16 protein-coding genes are annotated in these 19,425 nt (G+C 34.1%); 9 read left to right on the forward strand and 7 right to left on the reverse strand.

Annotation, left to right across the window (positions count from 1 at the left end):
• Nucleotides 1-25: 25 nt before the first annotated feature.
• Genes pelG through FH036_RS17495 form a run of 5 tightly spaced genes read right to left on the reverse strand, consistent with a single transcriptional unit; the run spans nucleotide 26 to nucleotide 6,852 of the window.
• A complete protein-coding gene (gene pelG / locus FH036_RS17475) occupies nucleotides 26-1,480 on the reverse strand; it encodes an exopolysaccharide Pel transporter PelG (protein WP_070807265.1) in 1,455 nt (484 codons plus the stop codon).
• Nucleotides 1,468-2,889, reverse strand: coding sequence for a GT4 family glycosyltransferase PelF (pelF, locus tag FH036_RS17480; protein WP_044791866.1), 1,422 nt, complete (start codon nucleotides 2,887-2,889; stop codon nucleotides 1,468-1,470). Before pelF ends, pelG begins: the two co-directional genes overlap by 13 nt.
• 3 nt (nucleotides 2,890-2,892) lie before the next feature.
• Complete coding sequence (locus FH036_RS17485) at nucleotides 2,893-4,725, reverse strand: DUF2194 domain-containing protein (protein ID WP_139896029.1); 1,833 nt, start codon at nucleotides 4,723-4,725, stop codon at nucleotides 2,893-2,895.
• Nucleotides 4,709-5,629 (reverse strand): tetratricopeptide repeat protein, encoded by a 921-nt coding sequence (locus FH036_RS17490; RefSeq protein ID WP_044791870.1) that lies wholly within the window; start codon nucleotides 5,627-5,629, stop codon nucleotides 4,709-4,711. The genes FH036_RS17485 and FH036_RS17490 overlap by 17 nt, the downstream gene beginning before the upstream one ends.
• A complete protein-coding gene (locus FH036_RS17495) occupies nucleotides 5,629-6,852 on the reverse strand; it encodes a GAF domain-containing protein (RefSeq protein WP_139896030.1) in 1,224 nt (407 codons plus the stop codon). The genes FH036_RS17490 and FH036_RS17495 overlap by 1 nt, the downstream gene beginning before the upstream one ends.
• A gap of 290 nt (nucleotides 6,853-7,142) precedes the next feature.
• Here FH036_RS17495 and FH036_RS17500 point away from each other — a divergent pair, with 290 nt between their 5' ends.
• The 3 genes from FH036_RS17500 (at nucleotide 7,143) to FH036_RS17510 (ending at nucleotide 9,974) form a co-directional block, all read left to right on the forward strand.
• On the forward strand, nucleotides 7,143-7,961 hold the full coding sequence (locus FH036_RS17500; protein WP_000454995.1) for an endo alpha-1,4 polygalactosaminidase: 819 nt from the start codon (nucleotides 7,143-7,145) through the stop codon (nucleotides 7,959-7,961).
• A gap of 435 nt (nucleotides 7,962-8,396) precedes the next feature.
• Complete coding sequence (locus FH036_RS17505; RefSeq protein ID WP_000542569.1) at nucleotides 8,397-8,987, forward strand: AmiS/UreI family transporter; 591 nt, start codon at nucleotides 8,397-8,399, stop codon at nucleotides 8,985-8,987.
• A 105-nt stretch (nucleotides 8,988-9,092) separates the two neighbouring features.
• Nucleotides 9,093-9,974 (forward strand): NAD-dependent epimerase/dehydratase family protein, encoded by an 882-nt coding sequence (locus tag FH036_RS17510; protein ID WP_070807340.1) that lies wholly within the window; start codon nucleotides 9,093-9,095, stop codon nucleotides 9,972-9,974.
• Nucleotides 9,975-10,062: 88 nt separating this feature from the next.
• On the opposite strand, the gene sodA is transcribed toward FH036_RS17510, so the two are convergent.
• Entirely contained in the window at nucleotides 10,063-10,689 is a 627-nt protein-coding gene (sodA, locus tag FH036_RS17515) for a superoxide dismutase [Mn] (RefSeq protein WP_139896031.1), read from the reverse strand.
• A 215-nt stretch (nucleotides 10,690-10,904) separates the two neighbouring features.
• Between sodA and FH036_RS17525 the strand changes: the two genes are divergently transcribed.
• Together FH036_RS17525 and FH036_RS17530 are read left to right on the forward strand one after the other, a co-directional pair.
• Entirely contained in the window at nucleotides 10,905-11,975 is a 1,071-nt protein-coding gene (locus FH036_RS17525) for a nitric oxide synthase oxygenase (protein ID WP_139896032.1), read from the forward strand.
• 364 nt (nucleotides 11,976-12,339) lie between these two features.
• On the forward strand, nucleotides 12,340-13,908 hold the full coding sequence (locus tag FH036_RS17530) for a BCCT family transporter (protein WP_139896033.1): 1,569 nt from the start codon (nucleotides 12,340-12,342) through the stop codon (nucleotides 13,906-13,908).
• A gap of 95 nt (nucleotides 13,909-14,003) precedes the next feature.
• Here the strand turns inward: FH036_RS17530 and FH036_RS17535 are convergent, their stop codons facing one another.
• Nucleotides 14,004-15,302, reverse strand: coding sequence for an MFS transporter (locus FH036_RS17535; protein WP_001103428.1), 1,299 nt, complete (start codon nucleotides 15,300-15,302; stop codon nucleotides 14,004-14,006).
• Nucleotides 15,303-15,630: 328 nt separating this feature from the next.
• Here FH036_RS17535 and lytS point away from each other — a divergent pair, with 328 nt between their 5' ends.
• The 4 genes from lytS to lrgB all read left to right on the forward strand — a co-directional run bounded on the left by lytS (nucleotide 15,631) and on the right by lrgB (nucleotide 19,409).
• Complete coding sequence (gene lytS, locus FH036_RS17540) at nucleotides 15,631-17,400, forward strand: two-component system sensor histidine kinase LytS (protein WP_000933578.1); 1,770 nt, start codon at nucleotides 15,631-15,633, stop codon at nucleotides 17,398-17,400.
• Nucleotides 17,378-18,118 carry a LytR/AlgR family response regulator transcription factor gene (locus tag FH036_RS17545; protein ID WP_000921834.1) on the forward strand — a complete coding sequence of 247 codons (741 nt, stop codon included), beginning with the start codon at nucleotides 17,378-17,380 and terminating at the stop codon, nucleotides 18,116-18,118. The genes lytS and FH036_RS17545 overlap by 23 nt, the downstream gene beginning before the upstream one ends.
• 132 nt (nucleotides 18,119-18,250) lie before the next feature.
• Nucleotides 18,251-18,682, forward strand: coding sequence for an antiholin-like murein hydrolase modulator LrgA (lrgA, locus tag FH036_RS17550; protein ID WP_000104902.1), 432 nt, complete (start codon nucleotides 18,251-18,253; stop codon nucleotides 18,680-18,682).
• A 34-nt stretch (nucleotides 18,683-18,716) separates the two neighbouring features.
• Nucleotides 18,717-19,409 carry an antiholin-like protein LrgB gene (lrgB, locus tag FH036_RS17555; RefSeq protein ID WP_000168869.1) on the forward strand — a complete coding sequence of 231 codons (693 nt, stop codon included), beginning with the start codon at nucleotides 18,717-18,719 and terminating at the stop codon, nucleotides 19,407-19,409.
• The last annotated feature ends 16 nt before the right edge of the window (nucleotides 19,410-19,425 follow it).

Genomic DNA, 19,425 nt, shown 5'->3' on the forward strand with positions numbered 1-19,425 from the left:
GCATGAGCAAAGGTCATTTTTGTATTTATTTCCCGTTAAGTTTATTAGCTAATTTGGTAAAAAAGGTCCGCTGTTTTATAGGAATATTTGACTGGCAAAATGTATAATAATCAATATCTTTAATGTAAGTAAAGAGCCTAGAAATAGCATATAGGAATGTAATAGAAGATCCAACGGCGAAACTAATGCCGTAACCATTGAATCCAAATGGAAGTAGGATAAGGCTTAATAACAAGTTTGCAAAAAAGAAAATAGCTGATGTTCGAAATGCCCCTTTACGATCCTCAAAGTATAGGAGTAGTAATGTAATAACGAGCACCATTCCATTTGCATAAGCACCAACTATAGTTAGTTGCAGAATAGAGTAATTAAGTGTTGTCTTTCCAGATTGCGAACTAAACATCCATATTATAAAAATAATAAGTAAGGAAAAAATACCTTGATTACGAAGTATACGTTCCATTTCCTGCTTTAAGACAAAGTTCATGGAATCTTTCAATTGTAAAAGCGTATGTAATGTTCCGCCATTATTTACCGAACCGAAGAACTTTTTATATCTTTCATAAAACCTGGTTTCAATGGATACTACAAAGAAAATATAGGTTGGGATAATACTTAAATACGCCCAGAAAACAGAAGTATCATAAATTTGATGATAAATAAATGTGTTTTCAATATTTCCTCGACCGTCTCCAAACCAAATAACAAAATTACATACCCAAATACCCACATTGTAAAAGAGGCTTGACCAAAATAATTCTGGATATTTATCTAAATAAGACAGAAAGGTAAATTGTTCAGTAGCATCACTATTTGGAAACATTCGTACAATAACGATACTTAACCATACTAGTGTAATGAAAGTACCGAGTGTAAAAGAAATTAAAAGCAATAGGGCAGATCCATGTTCTAACCCAAGTGTAGGGTGCCAGTAAGCTACTAGGATAATTCCTAATAGGGAAAAAATGGATCCAATTAAAAATGCCAGTGCAATTGATTGATAATCTTTAGCTGCTGTTAAATAAATGGACTGAATCCAGATGATATTTAAAGCTAAAAATAAAAATAGCATCACGATTTTATAATATAAAGCTAACGGTGTGAAAAATGCAAACAAAAGCCATAACATAATAGCTAAAAAAAGTGTAATCTTCGTCATTCCTAAAAATGAAGAAAATACTTTATCAGCTTTTTGTTCGTATAAAAGGTCAGCTACATATCTAGTTACAATGAGCTGCAATGCTCCGTAAATAATTTGAGAAAAAATAAAGCAATATGAAATTGAAATAGTGAAAAGACGCTGTTCTTCAATTGAAATAGAATGAAATAAACTCAAAATGAATCGAATAGTTGTTACTGCTAAAATAACGACTAACCAAGGACCAGCTGTAACAAATAACGAAAATCCATAAGCTTTTACCCTTGAAGAATAGTAGTCTTCCTGAAATAATTTTTGTAATCGAAATCCTATACCTGCCATGTTTTCGCACCCCTTTCTAAATAAAGCTTACGATAACTATCAACAACACCTGATAATTGATAATATGCTTCAATACGATTACGCCCATTGTTTCCGAATTGTTGAATGGATTCAGGGTGGCGATAATACCATTCTAAGTGGGTGGCAACTTGTTCAGGAGATACAGGTGGTACAACAAAGCCACATTGGCCGTAAGGATCTTCATCTTGTCCATAAATTAACTCCTTACAAGAACCAACGTCTGTAACAACCCATGGTAATCCCGATGCCATTCCTTCTAACATAGCTAGTGGTTGCCCTTCAGATATGCTAGTTAATACGAGAATATCCGTTTGTTTTAAGTAATCTTTAATGTTTACTCTGCCAGTCATTATTACATGTTCTTTTAATCCAAGTTGCTGAATTAAATCACGACATTCTTGGGCATACTCTGGTTCTTCTGTATCAGGACCTAATAAGTAGAAGATAAATGGAATATCTTTTTCTAATAATAATTTAGCTGCATAAATCATTGTTTTTACGTCTTTAATTGGCACAACTCGTATAATAGCAGAAATAATGAGTTTATCTGAATTATGTTTTGGCTTACGTAGCCCTTTATAGTCAGATAAAGTAACACCATTTGGAATAATGTTTAGTTTATGGGCCGGAGCTCCTAGTTCTTTTTGATATGCACTATTCCGTCCGAATAACGTAATCACATCAGCAGCTTGTTCATATGCTTGGTGAGATAAATGATGGAAGAAAGAAACCCACCTTTTTTTATATTCAATTGGTATCCAAGTTGATTGGAGTATTTCCTCTTCACGTTCCCGGGAATAAATACCATGCTCCGTTAGAATAAATGGTATATCAGATTTGGCACCAATTGCAGCACCAAGAAGCCCACCATAGCCTGTAGATACAGAATGGATAAGATCTAATTCAGGAAAATCAATTTGTAAAATTTGAATGATTGGTGTGAACATAGATCTCCACATCCAAAAGTAATTTAAGAAAGAGCCACTACTTTCTTCATACAAATAGCTTTCTTTTACTATTTCATAAAATTCACGACTTTCGAAGAAGGAATGTAGTGTTCCTAGCTTTTGCTTGTTCCCTAATATTTGTAATGCTTCTGTGTCGTTAGCTTGGAATGTAAACCATTTTTGAAGTGTTTGTACTTCATCAGTCGTTAAATTGGTTTTTATATGGTTTGAGTCACTTTCTGATTGTAAGGGAATCATAATGATATCTTTTACATTGTTAGGAATTTCATATTGATATTCCTCTTCTGTTTTTATTTGCGGTACGATCGCAAAAATGGTGAATTCATGTTCTTTAAATTGTTGGATAATCATTTGTACCCAACTTGCTACTCCGCCACTGACAAAAGGATAACTTCCTTCAACGACTAAACCTATTCTCATCTGCTATACCCCTTTAATTGGAATTGTAGCGTTAGCTTGTTTTAATATAACGCTATAAATTTGTGAATCTAGCTTTGTAACTGTGCCGTATGGGAATGAACCGGTTTTCAATTTTTTCCCTTCTTCCACACGTATAATCGTTGCAGTGTGGTTTGGTAATCCTTTATATGCAATGTGAACAGCATCATCTTCATAAGAAACAGCTAAATCACCGGTTTGATAAATTTTCATGGAAGCAGTTGCTTCACTTTGTGTCATACTTTTTATATAAGGATATCTTTCTCGTATTTCTTTAATTGTCGTTTTATAAGCTTTAAATAATTCTTCCCACGTTAAATTACCCGAACGTTTTTCATCAAGGATATCATCTGGATGGACGAAATGTGAGATAACCCCTAAATTTGCAGTAACATCAGCTAAAATAAATTGTTCTTCATCTGAAATAGCATAGCCACTCGTAATACGTGGGAAGTGATAAATATTTTTGTTGTGCTCGTCTGGTCCAAATTCTTGAATTAAACTGCCGTTACTTTTACTTCCCACATATAGAGAAGCAACTGTTTCCATAGTTGGAACCGCGTCGTTTAATGCACTTAATCCAGTTGTATTTATAATATTGGATGGTGGTACATAGGTTTTTAGTTTTTCGTTTGGAAAGAAGTTATACACGAGTTTTTGTAAAGCATCTAAGGATCTCTCCATGTCCTCTTTTGAATTCCATGGAACATATTCAAGCGCTTTATCTACTGGGTCTGGTGGTAATAATAAAGGTTGATGGTTATAGCCATGAATACCGATTTCTCCACCGTGACTTAATAATTCTCTCCCAAATAATAAATAGGTATTTCTATTTTTACCTGTAAAATTTTCAAAGGGTGGCGTTACTTTATTTTGATATGTCCCAATTGCAACCCCTGTATATTTAATATCAAGCTCTTCAGAGATATCCTTCATATTTTTCCACCAATGTTTTTTATAAAATTCTTCAACAGAAATTTTTTCTGTTGTTAAGTTTTTTAGTTCTCCACTTGGAATTGGAGATGGGAAGTCATCGATATACATAATCTCCGCTCCAAGTTGTACTGTAGCGAAAGTCGGGAAAATAGTACCCAGTGATTGAACGAACATACCTCTACCTAATTTATCGTTCAATGCTGTTGTATTCCAATATAAGACTTTTCCTTCACCGTAGTCATTGGTCCAAAGGATGGGAGTATCTTCTGCAGTAATCAAAGTATTAGTTGTATTCTCATCTAGCGTAATATTCATTGAGCTATGAGTGAACAATGGAGAAGAACTTGAGAGATCAGGATAACCAGGGAATAAAACTTCTTCAAAGGTTAATCCTTTCACATCTTTGAAGCCTTCTTTTTTTGTAATACCAAATAATGTGTTCCAGGAAGAATCTGAATCAAGTCGGTTTGCGATAATAATCCTTCCGCCCATTTGTACAAAATTTTGAATATCAGCTTGTGGAAGTTGCGCCATTATTTCACCTGTAATAATAATTCCTGTATAGGGAGAGGGAGTAAGTCCCTTAATTTCATTAGCTGTAATATTTTTATAGTGTAGGTGTGCGTAATCCATTGCCTTTTTCGTATTAAATTCGACTTGTTGCCCTAATGTATTATCCGTTTTTAAAACGTATAATTGCATTTTTTGTCCATTTTGGGCTACATCTTTTGCTTTGAGTGTTTTAACAATATCTGTTTTTTTAGTTTTAGGAACAGAAAACTTTTGATAGAAATTTTCTGTTCGATATATAAGGATAGATATAATTAAGAGAAATAAAATGATACTAACAATTCCGATATATATATTAATCCCCTTTTTCAATGTGTGCGCCTCCAAACTGCCTTACAAATAATTGATATTTACGCGGTAGTATATGAACTCTTTTTGCAGCTGCTAGATTATTGATTAAGTTATAGAGCTCGTCCCATAACTTTTGCTCATAATATATTTCAAGTAACCCAACATAACCGTAATATGATTCAGGATAGAAATGAATAAGATTTAAAAATTGTTCTTCAGACTTTGCATATTGTTTTGTATGTAGAAACAGATTTCCAAGGTGGAAAGGATAAAGAGGTTCGGTAGGGAATAGTTCTACACTTTGTGTAATAAAATTCATAAATTCGGCGATTATTTTTTCTTTTTGCTGATTAGAAAGAAGACCACTGTCTATATATCTTAAATAGTTAGAAACCAATTCTTTTGCAATTTCATTTTGTGGATTTTGTAGAAATTGCTTATTTAAGTATTCGATCTGTTTTTCGTACCGTTCATTTAGTAAATTAATAGTAGTTGCTGCGTAATGTACAGTTTCAGGATCTTTATGGTGAATGGCTTCTTTCAATAAGCCTCCTTCATTGGAAATAGGGGAGGAGCTTAACTGTACAATGAGTTGTTTATGTAACTCAGGCTTATCTAGTTCTAATCCAGAAGAAAATGAAATTAGGTCCATATCTTGTTTTGCTGATGCCAAAATATCTTCATAATGATCAACTTGAAAGGAAACATACTCAGAGTATTGCTGTAACCACTCGGTCTTGGAGCGTCTTATATTCAGTAATAACATGATTGCTGATACAATAAGTCCGACAAGCGGGAAAAGGAGAGAGATAATTAAGCAAAACTCAATAATTCCTTTCTTATCTTCAGTAATCAAACCTTTCGTAAATCGAAATAAAAGAAAAACCAAAATAGCATAAATAAAGTAAAGAAGGAGTAAAATCATTAGAATACCACTCCTTTAGAAGAAAGAGCGTTTTGTATACGAGTTTTGACTGGTAATAAAAATTTTTCTTCAGTGCCAGGTAATAGAATCATAATTTTTTGCTCGAGCGTGCTATAACCGAATATATCAATATCACGCAAATGATCTTTTAAAATAGAATTTATCATTTCTAAGGAATCTTGTGGAACAGTAAATTCAAAATAGGAATATGGATAAGATAATGTTTCGTAACGTTTCTTTTCTATTTTTAGTAAATGTTCAAATTCATCTTCATAATAAATGCTCGTTTTAGGGAATGTACGATCCTCTTGACTTGATAGCCAAAGATTAGAAGCATTTTGTAAACGATCACCCATCCAGCGTAAATACCATGTGAAAAGTTCGAATTGCTCAGAAGTTACTTTTGAAAATTCAATTTCGTCTAATATAATGACGTATTGTACATCATCTTGGAATAGGACGGGACCAACTAAAAGTGGAGCGTCTTGAAAATCCTCTTCTGTACGGAAAAAAGGTCGATTATGTGCTAGGGCATTTTTGATGACTAGCGAAGCATTTTTAACAAAAATGGATTGAGGTAATGTATTTTTACCAGTTTCTGCTCTTAATTTAATACGAAGTGATTGTTTATTGTTATCGACGTGATAGATACCAATTTTTTTTGCTCCGAAATACATTTTTAATACATTTATCCCCTCATCGAGTACAATTTCAGGATGTGTATGATTTAAAGCTTTAAACATATGATACATTTTAGATAAGTGATTATTTGATTCAAGTACACGAGAACGTAGTGTAATACGTGTTTCATCCAATTGTTTCACAACATATTTTAATTCTTTATTTTCGGCTTTTAGCTCATTATTTATCATATGTACATCTTCATACCGTTCCTTTTGTGCAGTACTCATTAGTCCACAACATAAACTAATAACAAGTAAGAAAATCCAATTAATCCAGTAATCTAATGAATAAAAGTACAGTAATATATCATCTTCCTTATATATACCGCTTACAAAAATATAAATCATTGCTTCTAGAAAGGTGAAAAGGGCGATAGATATGCCATACCGGCTAGAAATAATTAATGTAATAAATAAGAGTAAGAAGTATTCATACGTTGGTGTTAGAAAATCAGTTAGTATTGAGAGAAAAAATAGAGCAATAAAGAGAATCGTAGGTTCAATCATTTTTTGTAATAAATTAGATTGTCTATAGTGCATAAAAAATCCCTTCTTTCGTTTGCGAATTTAATTTTGAGGAATAGTACACTGAAATAAAATACATAATTTAAAAGAATTATTTTAAAATATATAAAGCCCAAATCATTTTATCAACAGAGATGTAGTAAATTCAAGTGAAATAAATTCTAATTTTTGTTAATGTATTGTATTTATTGGAATTTTTATTAAATATCGAGCTTGAAAAAATGTAAAATGTTATTGTATTACTATACTTGTATTAATATTTAAAATGATAAAAAATTACAGTTTTATAGGGGGGGAATATTATTATGGAGTGGAAACGTTCCATATGCTTTTTAGCTATATTTTCTTTTATTTTTTCCTCAAGTACATTCGCCCAAGCAAATGTCGTGGAACCAGTTTTAAAAAATGTACGAAGTTATAAAATTTATTATGGTGAAGCAAATGAGCAAGTAATTGAGGGACTTTCAAAGTATGACATGGTCATTATAGAGCCATATGCATTTTCGAAAGAGCAAGTTCAGCAATTAAAAAAATCAGGAACAGTAGTCCTTGGGTATGTTAGTGTTTTAGAATTAGAATCGTGGCATAAATCGCAAGTAGTTGAATCAGACTATTATTATCGAGACGGTAAGAAAATGAAGATTGAGCAGTGGGATACATATATTATGAATTTAGCTGATGAACATTACCGGCGGATTGTTGTAAATAAAGTGAAACAGCAAGTTATTGGAAAAGGAATAGACGGTGTGTTTTTAGATACCGCTGGTGATATTGACGACTATTTTTATGATCAGCCAGTTACACAAGGGAAATTTCGCGAAGCATATGTAAATTTATTAAAAGAAATAAAAGGTGTTGATTCTGATTTGCTTCTTATACAGAATTGGGGATTTGACACAATCAAAAATACATCCTTGAATTTTATACATGGTGTATTGTGGGAGGACTTCAATAAACAAGTTATTACGAAAGATGAATGGAGTCAAAATTGGATGCGCTATTTTAAACAACAAAGTAATAAGATTGTAACGTTTACCGTTACTCCAAATACCGTATCTAAAAAATATAGTTCTATAAATGGATTTATTCCTACAATTAATCCGAATGATATTTATGATAAATAGCAATTATTAGGGATGAGAAACTATCAATATTGACTATGAAAGTTTAGGTCAGTATACGATTATCTTATAAAGATGAATGTATTACTGACTAGCTCATTTTATAATATTCCATGTTAGAAATTAGTAGAATAAGATAGAAAAAGTGCATTATCCTATTAATTTTTATAGAAATAAAAAACGTAATATTTAAAATAACATCAATACTTGTGTCATGGTTAGAGTACGTTTATAATCAAGGAATCCTATTAATGTTCTGATAGGGTTATTTATGATTGAAAGCGTTTTAAATTTGGTGTTCTTCAAGGTAGGAAGTCTGACCTATTTGGATTAAAAATTATGTATGTAGTTTTAAATAGGAAGAAAAATAATAAAGAATCACTTTATATTGTGGGGAGGTTAAAAGTGTGAAAGGGAAAGACTTTCACACGAATACATATGGGTTACGTAGGATTATTACTTTCGGGTGCAGCTTTATTTTTAAATAGTCTTGTTATATTAGGAAAAGCAGAGATGAAAAGTGCAGGTGTTTTTAATTTATTTGTGGGTGCACTACAAATTATTATCCCGTTCTATTTAATCATGATTTCTGATCAAAGTAATTGGACGGTATATTCATATGCAGCTACTTTCTTATTCGGATTAACCTATTTATATGTAGGTGTTACTTTTATAAAAGGAATGGATAGTAGCGGTTTAGGTTGGTTCTGCATTTGGGTAGCAATTATTGCTTTATTCTATATGGTTGTTTCATTTGTTCAATTCCACGATGTTGTGAATGCGTTAACGTGGTTTATGTGGGCATTACTTTGGTATTTATTCTTTGTATTAAATACACAAAAAAAGAACATCAATCAATATCTTGGAAGGATTGCCTTCGTACAATCATGGGTAACATTGACGTTACCTTCACTCTTTTATTTTATGGGAGTATGGGGAGAGGGATTCGTATATGAATTATGGGTTTATGTATCTGTAATTTCTATTTTATACTTCTGTTATTGTATTTATAAATATCGAGTACGTTAATATATTTTTTGTAGAAAAGCATGGAATCGTTAAACGAGTTCCATGCTTTTTATATGTTAGCATTTATAATAGAGAGGTAGTATTTTACAATTTATCGAAATGGGGATGATAAAGTTGAAGAAGGTATTGGTGCTAGGGGGAACTAGATTTTTTGGTAAACATTTAGTAGAAGCACTTTTGCAAGATGGGCACGATGTAACGATTGCGACGAGAGGAATTACGGAAGATTCTTTTGGGAGTAGAGTAAAAAGACTTATTGTAGATAGAGAAGATGAAAAACAACTAGCAGAGCGTCTAGCAGATAAAAGTTATGATATTGTATTCGATAATTTATGCTATAGCTCGAACGCAGCGAAGATAATATGTGAAGTGTTACGAGGGAAAACGAAGAAATACGTTATGACATCTTCAATGGCTGTCTATGAACCAACACTAAGTTTATTAGAAGAGGACTTCAATCCGTACGAGTATGCAATTGCGTATGGAGATAGGAATGACTTCAATTATGGTGAAGGGAAGAGATTAGCCGAAGCAGTTGTATTTCAACAAGCAACATTTCCAGTTGTTGCAGTTCGTTTTCCAGTTGTTATTGGAAAAAACGATTATACGAAAAGGTTACAATTTTATGTTGAACATATTGTGAGAGAAGAACCTGTCGCAGTGAATGATCTAGATGGAAAATTGTCGTTTATACATGAAGAAGAAGCCGGGGAATTTTTAGCTTGGTGTGGGATGAAAGAAATAGAAGGGCCAATTAATGCTTGTAGCAACGGGGTAGTTTCTACTCGGGAAATTATTCATTTTATAGAAGAAAATACGGGAATAAAATCACTCATTCAAGAAGTAGGAGATCATGTAGCACCTTATAATGAAGTGACTAATTGTACATTACATAATGGAAAAGCTAATGAATTAGGATTCCCGTTCCGAGGGTTGAAAATAGAAATGGAAAAAGTATTACGTTATTACATACATGCAATGAAATAATCATAAATCCCCCGGTGGCAATCCGGGGGATTCTGGAGGATTTCGACAATACTAATTTTACATTACCAAACTTACCTTATACGCACGACTAATGTTTTTGTGATTGAATTGCTTGTAAATATTTTTCATTTACCCGGTCCCAGTTCACTGTATGCCACCAGTTGGTAACAAATTCTGGGCGACGATTTTGGTACTTTAAATAATAGGCATGTTCCCATACATCAATGACAAGTAATGGAATTTTGCCTTCTTGCAAAGGTGTATCTTGATTAGGTGTACTCATTACAGTAAGTTCTTCACCATCAAGGACAAGCCATCCATAACCACTTCCAAAACGGCTAATTGCTGCTTTAGACAGTTGATCTTTTAAGTTGTCAAAGGTATTGAAATAATAATCAACTACTTTTGCAACGTCTCCATTAGGCTCGCCGCCACCTCGTGGGCTCATTACTTCCCAAAAAAGACTATGACAATAATGTCCACCACCGTTATTTCTGACAGCTGTAACAATTTCCTTTGGTAAAGCTTCTAAATTACATAGTAACTCTTCTAAAGATTTATTGTGTAATTCCGAATAGTTTTCTAGTGCGGCATTCAAATTATTTACGTATGTCGCATGGTGCTTTCCATGATGAATAGAAAGTGTATTGCTATCGATATATGGCTCTAGTTCATCATAGTCATATGAAAGCTTTGGCAATTGAAATGAAGACATGACATTTCCTCCTTTCTCTCTAAAAGTTGGTCTAGGTAAAAATAATTTACCTGAGTAAAAAATACACCTATTTTTCATGAAAGTCAATAGTAATCTCTTAATTTTCTGAAAGATAGTACAATAAAAGTAACACTTAGACTTTCGTTTGTGACTCTTATTCTTTTTGCTTATACTGTAAAGTAGTAACGTTTTGTTGAAATAGAAGGAGATCGCTTATGAGTAAAACGAAGCAATTAATAGAGGAAGCGAGTCATTTTATTACGATTTGCTATAAAGAGCTTAATAAAGAACAATTCATAGAAGAACGCATGAAAGAAATTCGAGTTGAAATAGAGAAGACGGGGACGTATGAACATACATTTGAAGAACTTGTTCACGGATCGCGAATGGCATGGCGCAATAGTAATCGATGTATCGGAAGACTATTTTGGAGTAAGATGCACATATTAGATGCACGTGAAGTAAATGATGAGGAAGGTGTATATCATGCATTAATTCATCATATTAAATATGCAACGAACGACGGAAAAGTAAAACCGACCATTACAATTTTTAAGCAATATCAAGGTGAAGAAAATAATATACGAATTTATAATCATCAATTAATTCGATATGCAGGATATAAAACGGAAATGGGAGTGATTGGTGACTCTCATTCCGCTGTGTTTACAGATTTTTGTCAAGAACTTGGCTGGCAAGGAGAAGGTACGAATTTCGATGTATTGCCACTTGTGTTTTCTATAGATGGAAAAGCGCCGATATATAAAGAAATTCCGAAAGAAGAAGTAAAAGAGGTGCCAATTGAACACCCAGAATACCCAATTTCGTCACTTGGAGCAAAATGGTACGGGGTTCCAATGATTTCAGATATGCGCTTAGAAATTGGCGGTATTTCCTATACAGCAGCTCCGTTTAATGGATGGTATATGGGAACAGAGATTGGGGCACGTAACTTAGCGGATCATGATCGCTATAATTTACTTCCAGCAGTTGCGGAAATGATGGATTTGGATACATCAAGAAACGGTACGTTATGGAAAGATAAGGCATTAGTTGAATTAAACGTGGCTGTTTTACATTCTTTTAAAAAACAAGGAGTCAGTATTGTTGACCATCATACTGCGGCGCAACAATTTCAGCAATTTGAGAAGCAAGAAGCTGCTTGTGGTCGTGTTGTAACGGGCAATTGGGTGTGGCTCATTCCGCCGTTATCTCCAGCTACCACTCATATTTATCATAAACCGTATCCGAATGAAATTTTGAAGCCGAATTTTTTTCATAAATAGTTTGTAGTATAGGGCATTTTCTGTAAAAATATAATTTTTTTTTAACTACTGTTACGTAGCAAATGGAAGCCTTTACCCTCGGTTATTTTTGGAAGGAGCTTTTTGAACCAAGGAGTTCCTTATGTTATAATCAAATTTCTGTTTCGAAGACCTTATAGAAATATAAGGTCTTTTATTTTGCTTTTTTATGTAAGAGGAATAGAAATTTTCTTTTAAATAAGGGATTTAGCATATTTTTAGGGACAACATAAGTGTGTAGGAAATAGATAAATTATTATGCTTATATAATCATTGTGTTTTGGGTGTAAACAATAAAACATAATAAAGTTGTTTTTTTAGATTGCTGAGGAAGGAGGAAGTGTAAATGAGGATGAAGAGTCGAAAAACGGATTGGCCTGTATTTCTTATGAGTGGTGGTTCGCTTTTATTATTTGTAATTGCGGTTTTCTTAAATAAAAATTATGTAGAGGGAGTCATTAATAGCAGTTTTGCAGCTTCAATTAAATATTTTGGTGCCTTCTGGCAAGTTTTATTAATTGGTACATTTATTGTTGCAATGTGTATGGCGTTCTCGAAGTATGGGAGAGTTAAACTTGGGGGATTAGAAAAACCTGAGATTAGTACGACAAAATGGCTTGCTATTATAATGTCTACATTATTGGCCGGAGGTGGTGTTTTCTGGGCAGCGGCAGAGCCGATGTACCATTTAATGACGGTGCCACCAATACATGAAGGTATAACTGCTGGAACGAAAGAAGCAGTAATGCCTGCTTTAGCACAAAGTTATATGCACTGGGGTTTCCTGGCTTGGACAATTTTAGGTACAATTAGTGCGGTAGTTATGATGTATGGGCATTATCATAAAGGTATGCCATTAAAACCTCGAACGCTTTTATATCCTATTTTTGGAGAGAAATTGCGAAAGAGTTGGCTTGGAACAATGATCGATGTATTTGCCATTATTGCGGTAGCGGCAGGCACGATTGGTCCAATTGGATTTTTAGGCCTACAAGCAAGTTATGGCCTACAAGCATTGTTTAACATCCCGGATGTGTTTACGACTCAATTAGCCATTATTGTTTGTGTAGTAGCTGTTTCTACTATATCTGCGGTAACAGGAATTGATAAAGGGATTCAAATTATAAGTAATTTAAATGTTAGGTTAGCAGTTTTATTAATGCTATTCGTATTACTATTTGGACCAGGTGGATTTATTATTGATTCATTTGTTTCTTCGTTTGGATTTTATATAAATGAATTTATTCCAATGAGCACATATCGTGGTGATACAACTTGGTTAGGATCGTGGACAATCTTTTTCTGGGGATGGTTTATTGGGTATGGACCGATGATGGCAATTTTAGTGAGCCGCATTTCAAGAGGAAGAACAATCCGAGAAATCATCGTTGCAATTGGAATTATTGCACCTATTATTACAACGTTTTGGTTTACTATTTTGGGAGGATCAGGTGTGTTTTATGAGTTAATGAATCCTGGTTCTATATCGGCAGCATTAAGTGAATCTGGTATGCCAGCGGCTATGATTGCAATTACAGAGCAACTGCCACTCTCTCACATTATTGGACCGGCATTTCTTTTATTAACAATTTTATTTGTAGTAACAACAGGGGATTCAATGGCGTATTCGATTTCAATGGCAGTGACTGGAGATGGAGACCCTAGAATTAGCTTACGAGTGTTTTGGTCGCTTATTATGGGAACAGTTGCAGCGATTCTTTTATACATGGGTGAGGGAAGTATTAATGCGCTGCAATCATTTATCGTAGTAACAGCTGTCCCGGTATCCATTCTGTTGTTCCCAATGCTATGGCTAGCGCCAAAAGTTGCGGGGGAATTAGCTTTAAAGCAAGGTATTGTAAAAGAAGAAGAGAAAACCTCCTTCTTGTTCCAAAAAGCTAGTAAATCAAAGTAAATAATTGTATTTATATAAAAAGAGGAAGCATCTCATTTGAGATACTTCCTCTTTCCTATTTATCCACCTATTTTTTTGAAGGATACAGTTTCAATCTATTCTAATACTTTATCTTTCGTCTCTGGAACACATAATAACATCGTAACTAAACCAATTGGATAGATAATGAAGATGAGGGATAATGCTCCCATTAAATTACCACCTGCAGCAAGTAAGCCGATAATAACAGGCCCAAATCCAGCTAAACCACGTCCTGTACCGAAAATAAAGTTTTCTGCTGTAGAGCGAGCTTCAGCAGGATAGTTTTCGGCTAAAACTGCCCCGAATCCTCCCATCATGCCATTGGCAAAGAATCCAAGCAATGCACTTCCCCATAACAATAATGTTGAGTCTGTGAATAAGAAGAAGTAAATGAGACAGTATATAGTACCACCGACATAATAGATTGTAAAAGTTTTACGGCGACCAATTTTATCAGCTAGAATACCAAAAGTTGCAATACCAATTAGCATACCAATCGTAGAGATGAACATCCAGCCGCTCGCCTTTGCTAATGTGTAGTTATATTTATTCGCTAAAATAGTTGGCATCCATGTGAAAATTCCATAATATCCGAAGTTTTGGATGAATGACATAATAATAAGACCAATTGTTGTTATCGTTACTTTTTTATTTGCAAATAATTTTCGGAGTGGGAATTTTTTCATTTGCTTTAGTTGCTCTGCCTCAGTAGTTGTTAAATTACCTTCAGCTTCTTTTTGTAACAATTCTTTTTTGTATCGTTGTTTTTGTTCCCATATTTTCGGTTCACTTAAACTTTTTCGGACATAGACAGCTAGTAGTGCGGGAATGAGTCCAAATAAGAAAACGGCTCTCCATCCAAAGTGTGGAACGATAAATGCTGGTAGGAGTGAAGCGACTAGTACGCCGAATTGCCATCCAAGTGCCACAACGGATGTTGCCTTTGCGCGCATTTCTTTCGACCATGTTTCAGTTACGATGGCCATCCCAATTCCGAATTCACCACCAACTCCCATTCCAACTAAAAAGCGAAGAATTAATAATTGCCAATAATCTGTTGCGAAATAAATGAGTGCTGTTGCGAGTGAAAATAGTAAGATTGTGAAGGCCATCGTACGGATACGACCAAATAAATCAGCAATAAATCCAAATAAATAAGATCCGATTAGCATTCCTATTGTGGTGGCTAATGTTAAGTTTCCACCTTCAACAGGGCTTAAATGAAATTCTTTTAAAATGTAGACGAGTACGAAAGATAAGAGCAACATATCTAAGCCTTCTGCTGCATATCCTAGCGCAGACCCAAATAGTGTTTTATATCTTTTCTCTTTCGTCTCCTCTGTTGTTGATTGTACATCAGTAGTGACGTTCATCATTATTCCTCCTTATTTTCTTCTACAGTCGCTATGGAAGAATAACAAAAGGCCTTCTCACCTGATATGATGAGAAGGCCAAAAAAGCATACGTATTCCTAGAAAAGAACATACGTATATTGTATTCCGACTTCCTTCTCAACCTCACGGGGTTGGGTTAAAGGACTGTATTATATTACTTTATTTTTAGCACTCTTCTATTACATTGTCAAATAATGAGGGAATTGTTATGTGTAAAATATTTCAAAAGATATTTCATTCTTCTTGACGTCCACTTCATTATTTTCCCATAATAAAACTAACTCATATAAAAAGGAATGAATCACAGATGCTAAATTTAGTACTTATGATGATTGAACGTGTCGGACTTATTGTTATTTTAGGGTTTTTACTTTCGCATATTAAAACGTTCAGGCGTCTTCTTCATAAGCAAGATGGTTATGTAGATAAGCTTAAGCTTATTTGTATTTTTTCGGTGTTTACAATTGTAAGCAATTACACTGGGATTGAAATAGCGGGTAATACGATTATGAATGAAAATTGGCTACAGGGTGTTTCTTCATCGAGCACAATCGCGAATACACGTATTATGGGTGTTGGAATTAGTGGATTGCTTGGCGGACCTATCGTTGGAATTGGAGTAGGATCGATTGCTGGTATTCACCGTTATATGCTTGGCGGGACGACTGCACTAAGTTGTGCAATCTCTTCAATTTTAGCGGGGGTTATAACAGGTTATATTGGATACATTTTCAAAAAGTATAATCGTACAATTACGCCTAAATTTTCAGCGGTTTTAAGTGTGTTTATCGTTTCTTTAGAAATGATTATGATCTTATTAATTGTAGAGGATGGAATGAGTATTGTGAAAACAATTGCGATACCAATGATCCTTGTAAATAGCTTTGGAAGTTTTATTTTACTTTCTATGATACAAGCTATTTTGCGCCAGGAAGAGAATGCAAAGGCACTTCAGACTCATAAGGTATTACGTATTGCAGATAAAACGTTACCGTATTTTCGCCAAGGCTTAACAGAAGAATCGTGTAAGCATGTGGCACAAATTATTCACCGCTTTACAGGAACTGATGCGGTATCCTTAACAGATACAGAGAAAATATTAGCTCATGTTGGATTAGCATCAGATCACCATATTCCTTCACATAGTTTAATAACTGGTTTGTCGAAAGAAGTGTTACACACAGGAAAAATAATGAAAGCAAAATCACGTGAGGTCATTAATTGTCAACATGAAGGATGCCCTTTGCAAGCGGCGATTGTTATTCCACTAACTTCACATGGAAATACGATAGGAACATTAAAACTGTATTTCAAAAATCCTAACCAGTTAAGTCGTGTGGAAGAGGAATTAGCAGAAGGGTTAGCAAAAATATTCTCTACACAACTTGAATTAGGGGAAGCTGAGTTGCAAAGTAAATTATTGCAAGATGCGGAAATAAAGGCATTACAAGCACAAATTAACCCACACTTTTTATTTAATGCGATTAATACAGTATCAGCTTTATGCCGAACAGATGTAGAAAAAGCAAGGAAGTTATTATTACAGCTTAGTGTGTATTTCCGTTGTAATTTACAAGGGGCACGTCAGTTATTGATTCCACTAGAACAAGAATTAAACCATGTACAGGCATACTTATCGCTAGAACAAGCAAGGTTTCCAAATAAGTATGAAGTAAAGGTGTATATTGAGGATGAGCTAAAGACAACTTTAGTACCACCATTTGTTCTTCAACTATTGGTTGAAAATGCGTTGCGACACGCTTTCCCGAAGAAGCAACCAGTGTGCCAAGTGGAAGTGCATGTTTTTGAAAAAGAGGGTATGGTTCATTTTGAAGTAAAAGATAATGGGCAAGGAATTGAGGAAGAACGTTTAGAACAATTAGGAAAGATGGTAGTTTCGTCCAAGAAAGGGACTGGAACAGCTTTATATAATATTAATGAACGTCTTATTGGGCTATTTGGGAAAGAAACGATGCTTCATATCGAAAGTAAATTAAACGAGGGGACAGAGATTACTTTTGTTATTCCAAAAAAAGTAGGGGAGGAAGAGCAGATTGTTAAAAGTACTAGTAGTTGATGATGAAATGTTAGCACGCGATGAACTAAAGTATTTATTAGAAAGAACGAAGGAAGTTGAGATAATTGGTGAGGCTGATTGTGTAGAGGACGCATTAGAAGAGCTAATGAAAAACAAACCAGATATTGTTTTCCTAGATATTCAGTTATCTGATGATAACGGATTTGAAATCGCGAATATATTAAAGAAGATGAAAAATCCACCTGCCATTGTATTTGCGACTGCCTATGATCAATACGCGTTGCAAGCATTTGAAGTAGATGCGTTAGACTATATTTTAAAGCCATTTGATGAAGAACGTATTGTACAAACATTAAAGAAGTATAAAAAACAAAAGCAGTCGCAAATAGAAACGAAGCAAGAAATAAAAGGGGCAGATGTAACGGCAGATATGCATAAATTAGCATTACCAATTGAAGAATCAATCGTACTTGTGAATATTGAAGATATTATATATGTAGGACTTGTGGATGGAAAAGTAACAGTAAAAACAATGAGGGACACATATATAACACACGATACACTTGTGATTTTGGAAAAGAAGTTGCCGCAAGTAAGTTTTATGCGTGTACATCGTAGCTTCATTGCAAATATTAATCATATTACAGAAATCCAGCCGTGGTTCAATTCTACTTATAATTTAATTATGAAAGAAGGATCAAAAGTACCTGTTAGTCGTACATATGCAAAAGAACTCAAGAAGCTGCTTCGTATTTAAGGAGCAGCTTTTGTATTTCATCCTTTTATATTTGTAACTGATTCTGTATATTTGACGTTCTGTTATGTAAACGCTTACTAAGGCGATTATATCCTATACAATAAAGGTACCAAATCGAAAGAGGTGGCCAAAATGAGTACGAAAAAAGTATATAGTTTCTTATCACAAGCATTCATATTCTCAGCTATTATGTTAATTTCTAATATTATTGCAACACATTTACCAATTCCGATGCCTTCATCGGTAATCGGGTTAGTCATTTTATTTAGTCTATTATGTTTAAAGGTTATTAAATTGGAACAAGTTGAATCACTTGGAACAGCTTTAACAGGTATTATCGGATTCCTTTTCGTCCCATCAGGTATTTCGGTTATTAATTCTCTTGGTGTAATGGGACAATATTTTGTACAAATTTTAACTGTAATTGTTGTCGCAACAGTTATTTTACTCGCTGTAACAGGATTATTTGCACAATTTATTTTAGGAAAAGATAAAAAAGAAACAGAAGATACAAAAGAATTGAAAGTAGTAAATAAAGGACGCAAGCACGGAAAAGTTGCGTAACCATTTTAGTATATATTGTTAGGAGGGAATGAACATGGCAAGCACAATGACTCCATATTTCGGAATCGTCGTTTCATTAATCGCATACGGAATCGGAACATTATTATTCAAGCATTCAAAAGGGTTCTTCTTATTCACACCATTATTCGTAGCGATGGTATTAGGGATTGTCTTTTTAAAAGTAGGTAACTTTACTTTCGAAGAATATAATACTGGTGGAAAAATGATTAGCTTTTTCTTAGAGCCAGCAACAATCGCGTTTGCAATTCCATTATATAAACAAGTGGATAAGTTGAAAAAATATTGGTGGCAAATTTTATCAGCTATCGTGGTTGGATCTATTTGTTCAGTAATTGTCGTGTTCATTGTTGCAAAAGCAATTGGTTTAGATACAGCAGTAATGAATTCAATGTTACCACAAGCAGCAACAACAGCAATTGCATTACCAATCTCTGAAAGCATTGGTGGTATACCAGCAATTACATCATTTGCAGTAATCTTTAATGCAGTCATCGTATACGCATTAGGAGCGTTATTCTTAAAAACATTTAGAGTGAAACATCCAATTGCAAAAGGTTTAGCACTTGGAACAGCAGGTCATGCATTAGGAGTGGCAGTAGGAATTGAAATGGGTGAAGTAGAGGCAGCTATGGCAAGTATTGCTGTAACAGTAGTTGGAGTTGTAACGGTAGTTGTCATACCGATGTTCATGCCATTCATTGGATAGTAAAACTTACTTGAAA

The sequence above is a fragment of the Bacillus sp. CD3-5 genome (assembly GCF_006349665.1).
Classification (GTDB): Bacteria; Bacillota; Bacilli; order Bacillales; family Bacillaceae_G; genus Bacillus_A; species Bacillus_A paranthracis.